The organism is Streptomyces sp. NPDC127114, assembly GCF_042677525.1.
In the GTDB taxonomy this organism is placed as follows: Bacteria; Actinomycetota; Actinomycetes; order Streptomycetales; family Streptomycetaceae; genus Streptomyces.
Genome location: NZ_JBHXTJ010000023.1, coordinates 78636 through 94580 on the forward strand (window position 1 = coordinate 78636; position 15945 = coordinate 94580).

Below are 15945 nucleotides of genomic sequence, written 5' to 3' on the forward strand. Positions count from 1 at the left end.
GCCGGCGGGGGGGTTTGTGGGGCGGGGGTCCCGCCCCCCCCCCGGGGGGTGGGGGTTCCCGGCAGCCAACCACAACTTCGCTTCGCTCGTGGAGGAGGCTAAAACGTCCGGACACCCCCACCCCCGCTCCGGCCCCGCACCCCTCCCCGCCGTCGTCGGTGCGGCGCGGTCGCGCCGGAGGCGTGGCGGCTAGCCGAGCGCCTCGCGCAGGTCCGCGAGCAGGTCGTCGACGTTCTCGATGCCGACCGACAGGCGGACCAGGTCCGCCGGGACCTCCAGGGCCGAGCCCGCGACGCTCGCGTGCGTCATCCGGCCCGGGTGCTCGATCAGCGACTCGACGCCGCCCAGGGACTCGCCCAGGGTGAACAGCTTGGCGCGGTTGCAGACCTCGACCGCCGCCTCCTCGCCGCCCTGCACGCGGAACGAGATCATGCCGCCGAAGGCGCGCATCTGCTTGGCCGCGACCTCGTGGCCCGGGTGCTCCGGCAGGCCCGGGTAGAGGACCTGGGTGACCTTCGGGTGCTGGGTCAGCATCTCGACGACCTTGCCGGCGTTCTCGCTGTGCCGGTCCATGCGGACGGCGAGCGTCTTGATGCCGCGCAGCACGATCCACGAGTCGAACGGGCCGGCGACCGCGCCCATCGCGTTCTGGTGGTAGGCCAGTTCCTCGCCGAGCTCCGCGTCGGCCGTCACCAGGGCGCCGCCGACCACGTCGGAGTGGCCGCCCATGTACTTGGTGAGCGAGTGCACGACGACGTCCGCGCCCAGCGACAGCGGCTGCTGGAGGTACGGGGAGGCGAAGGTGTTGTCGACGACCAGCTTCACGCCGGCCTGCCGGGCGACGCCCGCGACGGCCTCGATGTCGGTGATGCCGAGCAGCGGGTTCGAGGGCGTCTCGACCCAGACCAGCTTCGTACGGTCGTTGATCGCGCCGCGCACCGACTCGACGTCCGAGGTGTCCGCCACGGAGAAGTCGACGCCCCAGCGCTGGACGACCTTCGCGAACAGGCGGAAGGTGCCGCCGTAGGCGTCGTTGGGGATGACGACGTGGTCGCCGGGGACGAGCAGGGTGCGCAGCAGGCAGTCTTCGGCGGCGAGGCCGGAGGCGAAGGCGAGGCCGCGGCGGCCGCCTTCCAGGGCCGCGAGGTTCTCCTCCAGCGCGGTCCGGGTCGGGTTGGCGCTGCGGCTGTACTCGTAGCCGCCGCGCAGTCCGCCCACACCGTCCTGCTTGTAGGTGGACACCTGGTAGATGGGCGGGACGACCGCGCCGGTCAGCGGGTCGGCGGTGTTGCCCGCGTGGATGGCGCGGGTCTCGAAGCTCTGGTGGGAGTGCTGGTCGCTCATGATGCAGGAGCGTAGTCCCGTGTCCGGGCCGCCGCCCGGTGTCTCAGCAGGTGTGCCGGAGCGTCCTGGACAATGGACGCATGGAGATTCTGTGGTTCCTCATCGCGCTGGGCATGTTGTTCGGCGTTCTGGCTCCCTTCGTGTGGCGCGGCAGGCGCGGTGTCATCCGCCCCGTGGCGCCCGGCTCGCCCGACGCGGCGGACCCCGAGGCGTACGGGTTCCTGCGCCAGGAGGAGCAGGACGTGCGGCTGCCGGGACCGGACCGGGATCTCCTCGACGTGCTCGACGTGGTGCAGGCGACGCAGGACTGGCGGGCTGCTTCGCAGTTGTTGAAGGGCACCGAGAAGGAGGGCGAGATCCGCTGGCAGCGGGTCCAGGCCTTCGCGGGCGCGGCCTCCCTCGAGCTGGCCGAGCGGCCCGGCGTCGGCGGTGCGTGGCTGCGCTCCTGGCGGGCCGAGGCGCCCAAGGACCCGGGCGGCGCGCAGGTGTACGCCGAGTTCCTGGTGCAGCAGGCGTGGCGCACCTCGACGGCGGGCACGCAGGACTTCCGGGTCATCCTGGAGGAGGCGAGGACGGCGTGCGAGCAGGCCGCGCTCCTCGCGCCGGGCGACCCCGTGCCGTACATCTCGCAGCTCGCCGTGGCCCGTGGACTCGGCTACGCCCACGAGGAGTTCGACCTGGTGTGGGCGAAGGTCATCGACCGGGCGCCGGAGCACATGGGCGCGCATCTGGCGGCGCTGCACTACTGGTGCGAGAAGTGGCACGGCTCGCGTGAGGAGGCGGACCACTTCGCGACGACGGCCGCCGCCCGCGCACCGCGCGGTTCGCTGCTCGCGGCGCTGCCGCTGTTCGCGGTCTTCGAGAACCGGCCCGAGTTCGTCGTCGGCGTGGACTTCCACCGCACGGCGGTGGTGACCAAGGCCGTGGAGGGCGCCATGTACGCGGTGCACTCGGCGCGGGTCGACGACCCGATGCTGGCGCACGTGCGGCACCTGCTCGTGGAGTTCCTGCTGGGCGCGGAGCGCTGGAGCGAGGCCATGCAGCTCCTGGTGAAGGTGGACGGTTACGTGGGCGCGCTGCCGTGGACGCTGGACGAGGACCCGGCGGCGGCGTACACGCTGCGGCGGAACCTGGTGGTGGCGGCGTACGAGGCGAACGGCGGGAGCCCGGCGACGCTGCCGAGGTGACCGGGGCGCGGGGCCCGCTCCGGGGGCGCGGGCGCCGGTGCTGGGAGGGCGCGGCGATCTCGCGCCGGTGACGGGGGGCCGGCCGGCCCGCGCGCGGAATCTGCTGGACGTCCTACCCGCGGGTAGGCGATACTCCGCACTCCCCCCACATGCCTGCCGTTTCCGTATTTCCCGTGGGGGGACTCTGCCCGATGGGCGCGACTCTGCGTGCCGTGCGCGCGTTCGTACTGCTTTCCGGTTTCTATCTGCTCGGCCTCGGGCTGCTCGCGCTGCTCGGTGCCGTCGACTGGGCGTCGTGGGTGTGGGCGCCCGCGGCCGTCCGGCTCAAGATCTTCGTGGTCACCGTGGTCCTGGCGATCCCCGTCGTCCGGGGCATGTTCATGCTGCGGACCCCGCGTGACGACGAGCCCGGCGGACTCCTCGTCAGCGAGACGGACGAGCCCCGGCTGTGGGCGACCGTGCGCGAGCTGGCCGAGCAGGTGGGCACCCGGGCGCCGGACGAGATCCGGCTGACCCCCGACGTGAACGCCGCCGTCAGCGAGGACGCCCGCTTCCTCGGCCTGCTGGGCGGCCGCCGCCGGCTGTTCCTGGGACTGCCGCTGATGGCCGGCCTCGACGAGGCAGGGCTCCGCGCGGTCCTCGCCCACGAGCTGGGCCACTACGGCAACGCGGACACCCGTCTGTCCGCGCTCACCGTCCGCGGGCGCGTCCAGGTCGGCCGCATGATCGCGATGTTCCACGCGAAGGCCGACGCCAAGGTCGCGCAGGAGCGGGCACGCCAGGAGAAGAAGTCCGAGAAGCGGGTCGCCAAGGGCAGGTCGGCCAAGGAGGTCGACACCACCGGCACCGGTGTCACCTACCGCATGATGGCGAAGATCTACTCGGCGTACGGGCGGCTCTACCTGCGCGCCACCCTGTCCGGCGCCCGCCGCCAGGAACTCGCCGCCGACCTGGCCGCCGCCCGGATCGCGGGCCGCGACGCCACGGCGCGGGCGCTGCGCGAGATCCACGCGATCGACGCCGCCCACGACTTCTACCTCTCGTCGTACGCGACGCTCGGCACCGAGTTCGGGCTGCTGCCCGCCCGTGGCGAGGTGTTCGGCGGCGTACGGCACCTGCTCGCCGCCCGCGCCGGCGAACTGGCCGGACTGCGCGAGGAACTGCCGCAGGAGCCCGCCTCCCCCTACGACTCGCACCCGCCGGTGGCCGAGCGGGTCGCCCGGATCGAGGCGCTGCCGGACGACGGCCGGTCCGCCGAGGGCACCGGGCCCGCGCTCGGTCTGCTGGCCGATCCGGAGGCCGCGCTGGCGGCGGTCGAGGACGTGTCCCTGACGCCGGAGGCACAGCGGATGCGGCGCCTGGGATGGGCCGAACTGGTCCACGAGTCCATGAGCGCCCGGGTCGCCCAGGGCGCGGAAGAGCTGCGAACGGCGGCCGGAGGGGCGGCGGTCACGCTCCCCCGGCTGCTCGACGCGATCGACGCGGGCGCGCTGTGGGAGATCGCCGGCCGCCTGCCGAAGTCCGAGGAGGCCGCGGCGGCGAGCGGCCGCGTGGCCCGCGAGTTCGCCCGCCCCGCGCTGCGCCGCGGCCTGTCCGCGATGGTGACCGAGGAACTGCTGCGCTCGGGCCGCGCCCGCTGGGAGCTCTCCTGGAGCGGCCCCGCGACCCTGGACCTGGACGACGACACGGCGGACCGGCTCCCCGCGGCCCTGGACGCGGCCACGGCCGACCGTCCGGACACGGGGCCGCTGCGCGCGCTGCTGACGCCGGCCGCTCCGGCCGCGGCCCACTGAGCGTCCCCTTCCCGGACAGGCCCCCGACCTTCTCACGAGGAACATCCACTGATGCCCCGTCTCATACCGATGATCGTGATCGCCGTGGCGATCTACTTCTGGCTGCAGTCCCGCAAGGCCCGGAAGGCGGTGTCCGGAGCGGCCGCCACCGGTCAGGCGGCCGGTGCACCGCAGGTGTCGGCCCGCTCGGCCGCGCTCGGTTTCCTGCCGGCCGACCGGCTCGACACCGAGCGGAGCCGACCGCTCGACCCGGCGCTCGCCGCGGCGCTCGACGCCGCGCGCACCGGTGACTGGAAGCCCGCCGCGGAGCTGCTGTCGGCCACCACCGCCGGTCCCGACTGGGAGACCCGGACGTTCCAGGTGGCCCGGCTCGGCTCGCTGGCCGCCGAGGACGACACGTGGCTGGCGGCGTGGGAGGCGGCGGAGCCCGACAGCCCGGACGCGGCCGTCGTACGCGCCGACAGCTCCGTCAGCCTGGCCGGGGAACTGCGCGGCAGCGCGACGGCCGCCAACACCACGCGGGAGCAGTTCGACGGCTTCCACCGCATGATGCGCCGGGCCCGCGGCGAGATCGCCCGGGCCGCCGAACTCAACCCCGCCGACCCCACCCCGTACATCGACGAGATCTGGGTCGCGCTCGCGCTGCGCTACTCGCACGACGACATGCGCGCCCTGTGGGAGCGCATCACGGCCCGCGCCCCGCACCACTACTCGGCGCACTACGCGGCGATGCAGTACTGGTGCCAGAAGTGGCGCGGCTCGGTGGAACTGGCGCGCGAGTTCACCGACCGGGTGGTCGCCACCGCTCCCCGCGGCAGCCTGCTGACGGCGTTCCCGCTGATCAGCTGGTACGAGCACGAGTCGTTCGGCCACACCGACCGGGGCTACCGCACGCCCGAGGTGTCGGCCATGGTCGACACCCTGGCGGCGGACGTGGCGGCGGCGCCGGCCGACCACCTGCGGCTCAACGAGGTCAGGCTGCTGCTCGCCTGGTACCTGGTGGAGCTGCGCCGCTACCCGGAGGCCCTGGAGCAGTTCCGGCTGGTGGACGGCCACATCGGGGCGTTCCCGTGGAACTACTACGGGGACCCGGCGAAGGCGTACGTGAAGGCACGCGAACTGACCGTCCGCAAGGCGGGCTGAGGGCACGGGCCGGGCACACGCGGCCGGGCGCGAGCGCCGGACGGCCGCGGGCCCGGGCCAGGGAGCGGCGGGGCCGCGAGGGCGGGAATCCCTTGCGGCCCCGCCGCGTTGTGCTTGTCGCCGACCGTCGAGGAGAGATGCAGCATGTTCCTGTCCCGAACCCCCGTCCTCCCCACTCCCGATCAGGCCCTGGGCGGGCGTCCCGAGCCCGCGTTCCAGGTCCCGGAGCGCCACACCGTCCTCGGTACGCCGCTGCTCGGCCCCTACCCGGAGGGCCTGGAGGTCGCGGACTTCGCCCTGGGCTGTTTCTGGGGCGCCGAGCGCAAGTTCTGGCAGACCGAGGGCGTGTACACGACGCTCGTCGGCTACCAGGGCGGCTACACCCCGAACCCGCTGTACGAGGAGGTCTGCTCGGGCCTCACGGGCCACACGGAGGTCGTCCGCGTGGTCTTCGACCCGTCGAAGGTCTCGTACGAGCGGCTGCTCAAGCTGTTCTGGGAGTCGCACGACCCGACCCAGGGCTTCCGTCAGGGCAACGACGTCGGCACCCAGTACCGCTCCGCCGTCTACACCCACTCCGACGAGCAGGCCGCGACGGCCGAGGCCTCCCGCGAGGCGTACCAGAAGGTCCTGACCGGCTCCGGCTACGGCGAGATCACCACCACGGTCCTGCCGGCCGAAGGCCGCACCTTCTACCCGGCGGAGGCCTACCACCAGCAGTACCTGGACAAGAACCCGGCCGGCTACTGCGGCATCGGCGGCACGGGCGTGTCCTGCCCGATCGGGGTCGCCAAGGCGGAGTAGCGCCGCCGGCCCGCCCGTTCCTTCTCAGTTCCGGCCGTCGCCGCAGGTCGCCAGTGAGCACCAGCGGCGGCGGCCGGACTCGTCCAGGAAGAGCCAGCCGCAGTCGGCGCTCGGGCAGGCGCGGAGGGTGAGCCGACGCGGGTCGGCGAGCAGGTCGGCGGCGGCGCGGGCGACCGCGAGCAGCGGGAGGTCGAGGCCCGCCGACGGAGTCAGCCGCCAGTGGGCGAGGCCGTCGGGGCCCAGGGTGAGCACGGCAGCGCGGGCCGCCCGCCGTGCCGCGTCGGCGACCGTGCGGAAGGCGCGGGCGTCGGCGGGGTCGGTGAGGCAGGCGTACAGCGCGGCGCGGAAGTCCCGGGCCTCGTCGAGGGCCGTCGCGGCGGCCTCCGGCCGGTCGGCGGCTTCCTTGAGGAGCCGGTCCACGAGGGCGTCGTCCGCGAGGTCGTGGTGCCCGGCCCAGGCGGCGAGCGCCGGGTAGCCGCGCAGCCAGTCGGAGCCCGGCACGGCCGGGTCGCGGCGCCAGCCCGCGTACGTGTTGCAGAACTCCAGGGCCGGGTGCCCGCCGGTCGTCCACGGCAGCCACTGGTCGCGGACCCGGACCGCGTACAGCGGCGCCGGCGGGCGGTCCAGGCGCGGGTCGCCGGTCAGGATGCGGTCGTGGAGGGTGGTCAGGACCGGGCCGGGGTCGATGCCGAGTTCGGTGTCGAGCCGGCGCCGGGTGGTCTCGTAGAGCTCCAGTGCCTCGGACTGTCGCCCGGCCCGGTAGAGGGCCGTCATCAGGGCCGCCACCAGGCGTTCCCTGGCGGGGTGCGCGGCGGCGAGCGGGCCGAGGTCCGCGAGCACCCGGGTGTGCAGGCCCATGGTCAGCTGGGTCTCGGCCCGCTGTTCGAGCGCGGAGAGCCGCAGCTCGGCCAGCCGGCCGCCGAGCCGCTCGCGCAGGGCCCCGTCGGCGGTGCCGTCGAGCAGCGGACCGCGCCACAGGGCGAGCGCGGCGTCGTGGCACCGCACCTGTTCGCCGGGGTCGCCGGCGGTCGCCGCCCGCCCGACGAGGTCGAGGAACTCCCGTACGTCCACCCGGTGCCGGCCGTCGTCCAGCTCGATCGCGTAGCCCTCGTGGCGGGTGGCGACGGTCACGCCGTACGGCTTGAGCGCGGCCCGCACCCGGCCGACGTAGGTGTGCACGGTGGAGCGCGCGGAGGCGGGCGGGGCGCCGTTCCACAGCAGCTCGGCGAGCCGGGCCACGGGCACCACCCGGCCCGCGTCCAGCAGCAGGATCGCGAGCAGGCACCGCTCCTGGCGGCGGGTCCCGAGCTCGACGCGCGCGCCCTCGTGGCGGGCCTCGAAGGGGCCGAGGAGGCTGAAGTCCATGGAGGGTCACCCTAGGAGGCAGGGCGGGCGCCGGCACGGCCCGCGGCGGGACGGTCCGCGCCGGGAGCGGGGATGTCCGGGAGCGGGATGTCCGGGAGCGGGATGTCCGGGAGCGGGATGTCCGGGAGCGGGATGTCCGGGAGCGGGATGTCCGGGAGCGGGGACGTCACAGACGGGGCATGTCACAGACGGGGCGGCTGTCTCGTCTCCGAGGGTGGAGCGGTGTCTCCCGACAGGGAGACGGCCGGCCTCGGATCACGAGGACGGGTCACGAGGAGGAGAGCGGAATGAGCGGGTCGGGCACGGCGGAGGGGTGGGGCGGGGCCGGCAGGGACGGCGGGGTCGGTGGGGTCGGTGGGGCGGACCGGGCGAGCGGGACCGGCGGTGCCAGCGGGGCCAGCAGGGCCAGCAGGGCCAGCAGGGCCAGCGGGAATCGTGGGTCGGGCGCGGTCGGTGGGACCGAGGAGTTCGAGGGGCTGCGGCCGCTGTTGTTCTCCATCGCCTACCGGATCCTCGGCAGCGTCAGCGAGGCCGAGGACGCCGTGCAGGAGACCTGGCTGCGCTACGCCTCCGCCCCGAACCCGCCCGTCTCGCCCAAGGCGTTCCTCTCCGCGACCGTCACCCGCATCTCCATCGACGTGCTGCGCTCGGCGCGGGTCCGGCGGGAGCAGTACGTCGGCGAGTGGCTGCCGGAGCCGCTGCTCGCCGACCCGTACGAGGACCCCGAGCGCTCGGCGGAGCTCGCGGACTCGGTGTCGATGGCGGCGCTGCTGCTCCTGGAGCGGCTGAGTCCCCTGGAGCGTGCGGTGTTCGTGCTGCGCGAGGTCTTCGGTTTCGGTTTCCCGGAGGTCGCGTCGGCGGTGGGACGTTCGGAGGCGGCCTGCCGGCAGCTCGCGGTACGGGCGCGACGGCACATGGCGGAGGGGCGGCCGCGCTTCGAGGCGGACCGCGTGGAGCGGGAGGAGCTGGCGGCGCGCTTCTTCGACGCGCTCCAGGCGGGCGAGGTCGACGGGCTGCGGGCGCTGCTCTCGGCCGACGCGCAGCTGGTCGGGGACGGCGGCGGCAAGGCTCCGCAGCTGGCCAGGACCGTGGTCGGCGCCGACCACGTGGGCCGTCTGCTCGCCGCGTACTACGGCATGCTGCTCGACGTCGACGTGACCTGCGAGGCGCGCGAGGTGAACGGCAGCCCGGGCGCGGTCTTCCGCGACCGGGACGGCAGGGTGCTGTTCACCTGGACGCTCGACGTGCTCGACGGGCACATCCAGACGATCCGCTCGGTGTCCAACCCCGACAAGCTCGGGCACCTGGGTCCGGTCGGGGACGGCTGGGGCGTCGCCGAGGAGATCAAGGACCGCCGCCGCGAGGAACGCCGGACGTCGTGAGCTCCGTGGTCAGGTTCTGGTGAGGGCGCGGCGGGAGGGTGGCACCGCAACGGCTCGACCGCCCTTCCCCGCAAGGAGTTTCCATGCGACGTGTCCTCGTCTCCCTCACCGCCGCCTGCGCCGCCCTGTCCGCCGCGACGGTCCCGGCCGGTGCCGCCGGCTCGGCCGGCGCCGTCACCGACGCGGCCACCGGCTGGGAGCCGGCGCCCTCCCCGTCCTGGTCGTATCCGGCGGGCGTGCGCTGCGACTTCGCGGTGCAGGGGGCGCCGGTGGTGGACGAGGTGGTGCGACGGACGGTCAGGGCCTATCCGGACGGCACGAAGCTCGTCGAGTACCAGGGCGCGCTCGTGGTCCGGGTGGTGAACACGGCGACGGGCGCCTCGTACGACGCGGACGCGAGCGGCCACGCGCTGGTCGAGCTCCGGCCCGACCGCTCGCAGCGCTGGTACGTGCTCGGCCCGATCCTGGCGGGCTTCGGCACGGGCGGCGGCAACGTGCCGCGCGGCCTGTACACGGTGGACGGCGCGTACACCCTGGACGTCTCCCCCACCGGCTACAAGACGCTGACGATGCTCGACGGCACGACCGACCCGCTCTGCGACAAGGTCGCCTGAGCGGGCGCGTCCGCGCCGTCGCCACGGTCGTCGGACCGTCGCCACCGTCGTCGGACCGCGGCCACCGTCGTCGGGCGGTCGCCGCGGTCGTCGGACACTCGCCGTCGTCGTCAGATCGTCGACGCGTCGATCACGAAGCGGTAGCGCACGTCGGACGCGATGACCCGCTCGTAGGCCTCGTTGACCTGGTCGGCGGTGATCAGCTCGATCTCGGCGCCCAGGCCGTGCGCGGCGCAGAAGTCCAGCATCTCCTGGGTCTCCTTGATGCCGCCGATCATCGAGCCGGCCAGCGTCTTGCGGCCGCCGATCAGGGAGAACAGGCCGACCTTGACCGGCTCCTCCGGGGCGCCGACGTTCACCAGGGCGCCGTCGGTCCTGACCAGGCTCAGGTAGGCGTCGAAGTCCAGCGGCGCGGAGACCGTGGAGATCACCAGGTCGAAGGTGCCGCGGAGGGCCGTGAAGGTCTCCGGGTCGCTGGTGGCGTAGTAGTGGTCGGCGCCCAGCTCGAGGGCGTCCTCCTGCTTCTTCAGGGACTGGCTGAGCACCGTCACCTCGGCGCCGAGCGCGTGGGCGATCTTGACGCCCATGTGGCCGAGGCCGCCGAGGCCGACGATCGCGACCTTCTTGCCGGGCCCGGCCTGCCAGTGGGCGAGCGGCGAGTAGAGGGTGACGCCGGCGCACAGCAGCGGGGCGGCGACGTCGAGCGAGATGCCCTCGGGGATGCGCAGGGTGTAGTTCTCGTCGACGACGATGTGGGTCGAGTAGCCGCCGTACGTGGGCTCGCCGTTCTTGTCGAGGGCGTTGTACGTGCCGGTCATGCCGTTGACGCAGTACTGCTCCAGGCCCTGCTCGCAGTACTCGCACGTACGGCAGGAGTCGACGAAGCAGCCGACGCCGACGCGGTCGCCGACCTTGTGCCTGGTGACGCCGGGGCCGACCTCGGTGACGATTCCCGCGATCTCGTGGCCGGGCACCATCGGGAAGATGCCCTCTCCCCAGCCGTTGCGGGCCTGGTGGATGTCGGAGTGGCAGATACCGGCGTACTTGATCTCGATGAGGACGTCGTGCTCGCCCACCGCGCGGCGCGGGACGGTGGTGCGCTCCAGCGGGGCGTTGGCGGCGGGTGCAGCGATGGCGGAAACGTTCGTGGTCATGGCGGAAAGCCTGCCGGAGGTTTCCGGCCGTACCCAGACCACTGTTCTGCCTACGACCCGTGTGCCTACCACTGGCAGGGACAGGAACGTACGTCCGTTCCCGGCCACGAACGGGAATACTGGGGTCGTATGGACCTCAGTGCCGAACTCAGCGAATTCCTCCGCTCCCGCCGGGCACGCCTGAAGCCGCAGGACGTGGGACTGCCCGAGTTCGGGCGGCACCGCCGGGTGCCGGGCCTGCGCCGGGAGGAGCTGGCACAGCTGGCCGGCGTGTCCGTGGCGTACTACACCCGCCTCGAGCAGGGCAACGGCAGGAACGTGTCCATGGAGGTCCTGGACTCGATCGCGCGGGCGCTGCGGCTCAGCGACACCGAGCGGGCCCATCTGACGCACCTCGCCCGGCCGACCGTGAAGAAGCGGCAGCGGGCGGCGAGCGCCCGCCCCCAGCAGATCCGGCCGGGCCTGGCGCATCTCCTCGACGCCATGGAGGGCGTGCCGGCCTTCGTCCTCGGGCGGCGGGGCGACATCCTGGCCTGGAACCGGATGGCGCGGGCCCTGATGGGCGATCTCGACGCGTGGGAGCCGCGGGACCGGAACATGGCCCGGATGATCTTCCTCGACCCCAACGCGCGCGATCTGTACGTCGACTGGGAGTGCAAGGCGACCGAGGTCGTGAGCGTGCTGCGGCTGTACGCCGGCGTCTATCCCGACGATCCGGAGCTGCTGTCGCTGGTGGGCGAACTGTCGGTCCGCAGCGAGGAGTTCCGCTCGCTGTGGGCGGCGCACACGGTGACCGACAAGGGCCACGGGCAGAAGCGGCTGCGGCATCCGCTGGTGGGCGAGATGACGCTGCAGTACGAGTCGCTGAAGGTGTCGGGCGACGACCCGGATCTCGTGCTCGTGACGTACCACGCGGAGCCGGGCTCGCCGTCGGCGGACGCGCTGCGGCTGCTGGCGCAGTGGGGCGTGGACGAGCCCGCCGAGGTGTGAGAGAGGCGCGGGAAAGGCCCCCTCCGCTGCCGGAGGGGGCCTTTCTGTCCCGGACGGGTCAGACGGCGGAGCCGGCCTTCCACGCCGACCAGCTCATGTTCCAGCCGTTGAGGCCGTTGTCGGGAGCGATCGTCTTGTCCGCGGAGTTCTTGACGATGACGACGTCGCCGATGATCGAGTTGTTGTAGAACCAGGCCGCCTGCTGGTTCGGGTCGCCGGCGCCCTTGACGTCGGCGAGGCCCACGCAGCCGTGGCTGGTGTTCACGCTGCCGAAGATGGAGCGGGCACCCCAGTAGTTGCCGTGGATGAAGGTGCCGGACGTGGACAGGCGCATGGCGTGCGGCACGTCCTTGATGTCGTACTCGCCCTTGCCGTCGTCGTCGGTGAAGCCGACGGTGGCGCCGTTCATCCGGGTCTCCTTGAACTTCTCGGAGATCACCATCTGACCGTTGTAGGTGGTGTTGTCCGGGGAGCCGGCGGAGATCGGGATGGTCTTGACGGTGCGGCCGTCCTGCTTGACGGTCATCGTCTTCGTCTTGACGTCGACCGTCGAGACCTGGTTGCGGCCGATCTTGAAGGTGACGGTCTTCTTCTGGACGCCGTAGACGCCGTTGGCGCCCTCGACGCCGTCGAGGTCCAGCTTCATGGTGACGGTCGAGCCCTCGGCCCAGTAGTTCTCCGGGCGGAAGTCGAGCCGCGTGGAGTTGAACCAGTGGCCGACGACCTCCTGGCCGGAGCTGGAGGTGACGGTGATGCCGCCCTGGACGGCCTTCTTGTCCGTGATCGCCTTGTTGAAGTTGATCGAGACCGGCATGCCGACGCCGACCGTGGAGCCGTTCTCCGGCGTGAAGTTGCCGATGAAGCTGTTCGCCTGCGAGACCGTGGTGAACGAGGAGTTCTCGTGGGCCTCGAGGCCCGAGGCGTCCTTCGCGGTCGCGGCGATCTTGTAGACCGTGCCGCGCTTGAGCTGGCCGGTCGGCTTCCAGCTGAGGCCGTCCGCGGATATCTCGCCCTCGACGGCGGTGCCCTCGGCGGAGGTCATGGTGACGTCCGTGAGCTTGCCGTCGGTGACGGTGACCTTGGCGTCGTCGTTGATCGACGCGTTCTGGGCGCCGTTCTTCGGCGAGATGGTGATCTGCGCCTTGGAGGTCTTCTGGGCGGCGGCCTCGTCGACCTGGGCCTGTGACTGCGCGCTCTGCGAGGCATCGGCGGCGCTGCCGCCCTTGTCGCTGTCGCTGCATGCCGAGAGCACCAGCACGCCACCGAGCACCGCGGCCGCGGCGGCCAGGCTCTTGCGGCGCTTGCCGTCCGTCATCACACGCTTCTCCATCGTCGCCGACTACCTGCCACTTCCCACTGGAACGACCATCAGAACCCGCCCGGTTCCGTATCCGGAGGGTTTGTGGGGAACACCACTGATCCACACGCACCAGCGGACCGTTCGGTTCCCGGGCGCGGGGAGGCCCCGGGACACCGACGCCCCGGGGCCTCCGTCGGCACGCGATCGCCAGGCGATCGACAGGCGATCGACAGGCTATCGGCCGGCGGCCGGCACGCGGCCGGCCGGCGATCCACAGGTGATCGCCGCCCGGTCACGAGGAGTCAGGTGCGGTCTTCTTCGTCGTCTTCCCACCCACCATCTTCGTCCTCGTCGTCCCAGCCCCTCGCATCGGGGTCGTAGTCGATCTCCTCGGTGCTCCACGAAGCCTGGACCAGCTCGATTCCGGGGACGGTCCCGACGACGTCGAAGGGCTCGACCAGGTAGGCCAGCGCCTCCGCGCTGTCCTCGACGACGGCGGTGCGGGCGTGCGCCCGCTCCTCCTCCGGCAGCGAGGTGTCGGACTCGATGCGGCCGACGGCCGCCTCGGTCAGCTCGGCGGGCCCGTCGACCTCGAGGACCAGATCCACCCGAAGCCGTACATAGCGTGATGTCTCGGAAGTGCTCATGGGCGGAGCGTAGAGCGCCGGGTGGCCTCGGCTTTCCCGCGACCCGCTGTGTTCAATACCATCGGCGCACCTACCAGTTCGCGGTTTCCGCAAGGGGGATCGAAAACACGTGTCCGTCGCCCGACGCCCGCTGCTCACCGCCACTGCCGCGGGGACACTGCTCTGCGCACTGTGGTTCGTGCCGTCCGCGAACGCGACGGGCGAGCAGGGCAGATCCGACGGCGGCCGGCCGGCCGTCACGGAGGGCCAGGACGACGCGCGGCTCGCGGAGACCGGCGGCCTGGACACCACGCCGTACCTGCTGGGCGGGACGCTGTTCCTGGGCGTGGGCGCGGGCTTCGTGACCCTGGCGATGCGCCGCGGCGGCCGGGCCTCGTAAGACCTGCCGCAGTCCTCGTCCCGTACGGCGAAGGGCCGCCCCGGCGGCCGGGGCGGCCCCTGCGCGTGTGCTCGCGGAGTGCGGGGTTACGCCAGCGGGCCGGTGACCGGCTCGACGGCGGCGACCAGCCGGCCCTCGCGTACGAAGGTGTCGGCGGCGGCCAGGTCGGGCGCGAGGAAACGATCCGGCCCGGGGCCCTCGACGCCGGCCGCGCGCAGCGCCTCGATGGCCGCGGCGGAGGCGGGCGCCGGGCTCAGGCCGTGGCGGAGCTCGATGGCGCGGGTCGCGGCGTAGAGCTCGACGGCGATGATCCGGTTGAGGTTGCCGATCGCGGTGCGCAGCTTGCGGGCGGCGGACCAGCCCATGGAGACGTGGTCCTCCTGCATGGCGGAGGACGGGATGGAGTCGGCGGAGGCCGGGACGGCGAGCCGCTTCATCTCGCTGACCAGGGCGGCCTGCGTGTACTGGGCGATCATCAGGCCGGAGTCCACGCCGGCGTCGTCGGCGAGGAACGGCGGCAGGCCGTGCGAGCGGTTCTTGTCGAGGAGCCGGTCGGTGCGGCGCTCGGCGATGGAGCCGAGGTCGGCGGCCGCGATCGCGAGGAAGTCGAGGACGTACGCGACGGGGGCGCCGTGGAAGTTGCCGTTGGAGCGGACCTCGCCGTTGCCGAGGACCACCGGGTTGTCGACGGCGGCGGCCAGCTCGCGCTCGGCGACGAGCCGGGCGTGGGCCATGGTGTCGCGGCCGGCGCCGGCGACCTGCGGGGCGCAGCGCACCGAGTAGGCGTCCTGGACGCGCGGGGCCTCGCCGCTCTGGTAGTGACCGGTGAGCTCGGAGCCCTTGAGCACGGCCAGCATGTTGGCGGCGGAGGCGGCCTGGCCCGGGTGCGGGCGGATGGCGTGCAGCTCGGGCTCGAGGACCTTCTCGGTGCCGAGGAGCGCTTCGAGGGAGAGCGCGGCGGTGACGTCGGCCGACTTGTAGAGGTTGTCGAGGTCGGCGAGGGCCATGACCAGCATGCCGAGCATGCCGTCGGTGCCGTTGAGGAGGGCGAGGCCCTCCTTCTCGCGCAGCTCGACGGGCTCGATGCCGGCGGCGGCGAGCAGCTCGCCGGCGGGCTTGACGACGCCGTCGGGGCCCTCGGCGTCCCCCTCGCCCATGAGGGTGAGGGCGCAGTGGGAGAGCGGTGCGAGGTCGCCGGAGCAGCCGAGCGAGCCGTACTCGTGGACGACGGGCGTGATGCCCGCGTTGAGCAGGTCGGCCATGGTCTGGGCGACCTCGGGCCGGACGCCGGTGTGACCGGAGGCGACGGTCTTGAGCCGCAGGAACATCAGCGCGCGCACGACCTCGCGCTCGACCCGCGGACCCATGCCGGCGGCGTGCGAGCGCACGATGTTCCGCTGCAGCTGGGTGCGCAGCTCGTGGCCGATGTGCCGGGTGGCGAGCGCCCCGAAGCCGGTGGAGACGCCGTACACCGGCTCGGGCTTGGCGGCGAGCGCGTCCACGGTGGCACGGGCGGCGGCGAGCGCCTGGACGGCTTCGGACGACAGCTCGACGCGGGCGCCGTGGCGGGCTACGTCGATGACGTCCTGCGGGGTGGTGCCGGACGTCCCAAGGACGACAGTCTGCATATCCATATTCAGCACCCTACGGACTGAAGAGCGACCTGTCACTAGGGGAACGGTCACCGGCCCCGGGCACGCCAGACCCTTACGGAGCAGCCGCCCGCGAAGTCCCAGTCTTCCGCGCGAGGGCACCCGCGGCTCAGCGGCGCGGGAGGCGGCGCCGGGGGGGGTCGATCCCTCGGCGACGGAGCGCGGGCACGGCCCCACCTCTACGGGCCACT

The 15945-nt window shown here is 73.0% G+C and carries 16 protein-coding genes; 8 read left to right on the forward strand and 8 right to left on the reverse strand.

Going from position 1 to position 15945, the window contains the following annotated elements:
* Positions 1-189: 189 nt before the first annotated feature.
* Positions 190-1344, reverse strand: a complete 1155-nt coding sequence (locus ACFVGS_RS23065) for a cystathionine gamma-synthase (RefSeq protein ID WP_384411842.1) — start codon at positions 1342-1344, stop codon at positions 190-192.
* A gap of 80 nt (positions 1345-1424) precedes the next feature.
* Here ACFVGS_RS23065 and ACFVGS_RS23070 point away from each other — a divergent pair, with 80 nt between their 5' ends.
* The 4 genes from ACFVGS_RS23070 (at position 1425) to msrA (ending at position 6271) form a co-directional block, all read left to right on the forward strand.
* The gene (locus tag ACFVGS_RS23070) at positions 1425-2531 is read left to right on the forward strand and encodes a hypothetical protein (protein ID WP_384411844.1); all 1107 of its coding nucleotides are present in this window, start codon (positions 1425-1427) and stop codon (positions 2529-2531) included.
* A gap of 191 nt (positions 2532-2722) precedes the next feature.
* On the forward strand, positions 2723-4324 hold the full coding sequence (locus tag ACFVGS_RS23075; RefSeq protein ID WP_385693524.1) for a M48 family metallopeptidase: 1602 nt from the start codon (positions 2723-2725) through the stop codon (positions 4322-4324).
* Positions 4325-4375: 51 nt separating this feature from the next.
* Entirely contained in the window at positions 4376-5467 is a 1092-nt protein-coding gene (locus ACFVGS_RS23080; protein ID WP_385693525.1) for a hypothetical protein, read from the forward strand.
* A gap of 144 nt (positions 5468-5611) precedes the next feature.
* Positions 5612-6271: a peptide-methionine (S)-S-oxide reductase MsrA gene (gene msrA, locus ACFVGS_RS23085; RefSeq protein WP_385693526.1), complete on the forward strand. Its 660-nt coding sequence runs from the start codon at positions 5612-5614 to the stop codon at positions 6269-6271.
* Positions 6272-6295: 24 nt separating this feature from the next.
* On the opposite strand, the gene ACFVGS_RS23090 is transcribed toward msrA, so the two are convergent.
* From ACFVGS_RS23090 to ACFVGS_RS23100, 3 genes are all read right to left on the reverse strand, one after another.
* On the reverse strand, positions 6296-7636 hold the full coding sequence (locus tag ACFVGS_RS23090) for a BTAD domain-containing putative transcriptional regulator (protein ID WP_385693527.1): 1341 nt from the start codon (positions 7634-7636) through the stop codon (positions 6296-6298).
* Between the two features lie 11 nt (positions 7637-7647).
* The gene (locus tag ACFVGS_RS23095; protein WP_385693528.1) at positions 7648-7806 is read right to left on the reverse strand and encodes a hypothetical protein; all 159 of its coding nucleotides are present in this window, start codon (positions 7804-7806) and stop codon (positions 7648-7650) included.
* 98 nt (positions 7807-7904) lie between these two features.
* On the reverse strand, positions 7905-8135 hold the full coding sequence (locus ACFVGS_RS23100) for a hypothetical protein (protein ID WP_385693529.1): 231 nt from the start codon (positions 8133-8135) through the stop codon (positions 7905-7907).
* Here ACFVGS_RS23100 and ACFVGS_RS23105 point away from each other — a divergent pair.
* The gene (locus ACFVGS_RS23105) at positions 8125-9018 is read left to right on the forward strand and encodes an RNA polymerase sigma-70 factor (protein WP_385693530.1); all 894 of its coding nucleotides are present in this window, start codon (positions 8125-8127) and stop codon (positions 9016-9018) included. The genes ACFVGS_RS23100 and ACFVGS_RS23105 overlap by 11 nt on opposite strands.
* 83 nt (positions 9019-9101) lie before the next feature.
* Positions 9102-9632 (forward strand): hypothetical protein, encoded by a 531-nt coding sequence (locus ACFVGS_RS23110; RefSeq protein ID WP_385693531.1) that lies wholly within the window; start codon positions 9102-9104, stop codon positions 9630-9632.
* A 110-nt stretch (positions 9633-9742) separates the two neighbouring features.
* On the opposite strand, the gene ACFVGS_RS23115 is transcribed toward ACFVGS_RS23110, so the two are convergent.
* A complete protein-coding gene (locus ACFVGS_RS23115) occupies positions 9743-10786 on the reverse strand; it encodes an NAD(P)-dependent alcohol dehydrogenase (RefSeq protein ID WP_385693532.1) in 1044 nt (347 codons plus the stop codon).
* A 129-nt stretch (positions 10787-10915) separates the two neighbouring features.
* On the opposite strand from ACFVGS_RS23115, the gene ACFVGS_RS23120 reads away from it, so the two are divergent.
* On the forward strand, positions 10916-11776 hold the full coding sequence (locus tag ACFVGS_RS23120) for a helix-turn-helix domain-containing protein (RefSeq protein WP_384411858.1): 861 nt from the start codon (positions 10916-10918) through the stop codon (positions 11774-11776).
* Positions 11777-11834: 58 nt separating this feature from the next.
* Here the strand turns inward: ACFVGS_RS23120 and ACFVGS_RS23125 are convergent, their stop codons facing one another.
* Together ACFVGS_RS23125 and ACFVGS_RS23130 are read right to left on the reverse strand one after the other, a co-directional pair.
* Positions 11835-13106, reverse strand: a complete 1272-nt coding sequence (locus ACFVGS_RS23125; RefSeq protein WP_385693533.1) for an Ig-like domain-containing protein — start codon at positions 13104-13106, stop codon at positions 11835-11837.
* A gap of 272 nt (positions 13107-13378) precedes the next feature.
* On the reverse strand, positions 13379-13723 hold the full coding sequence (locus tag ACFVGS_RS23130) for a hypothetical protein (RefSeq protein ID WP_384411861.1): 345 nt from the start codon (positions 13721-13723) through the stop codon (positions 13379-13381).
* Positions 13724-13832: 109 nt separating this feature from the next.
* On the opposite strand from ACFVGS_RS23130, the gene ACFVGS_RS23135 reads away from it, so the two are divergent.
* The gene (locus ACFVGS_RS23135; RefSeq protein WP_384411863.1) at positions 13833-14102 is read left to right on the forward strand and encodes a hypothetical protein; all 270 of its coding nucleotides are present in this window, start codon (positions 13833-13835) and stop codon (positions 14100-14102) included.
* An 86-nt stretch (positions 14103-14188) separates the two neighbouring features.
* Here the strand turns inward: ACFVGS_RS23135 and hutH are convergent, their stop codons facing one another.
* Positions 14189-15730, reverse strand: a complete 1542-nt coding sequence (gene hutH, locus ACFVGS_RS23140; protein WP_384411941.1) for a histidine ammonia-lyase — start codon at positions 15728-15730, stop codon at positions 14189-14191.
* Positions 15731-15945 lie beyond the last annotated feature (215 nt).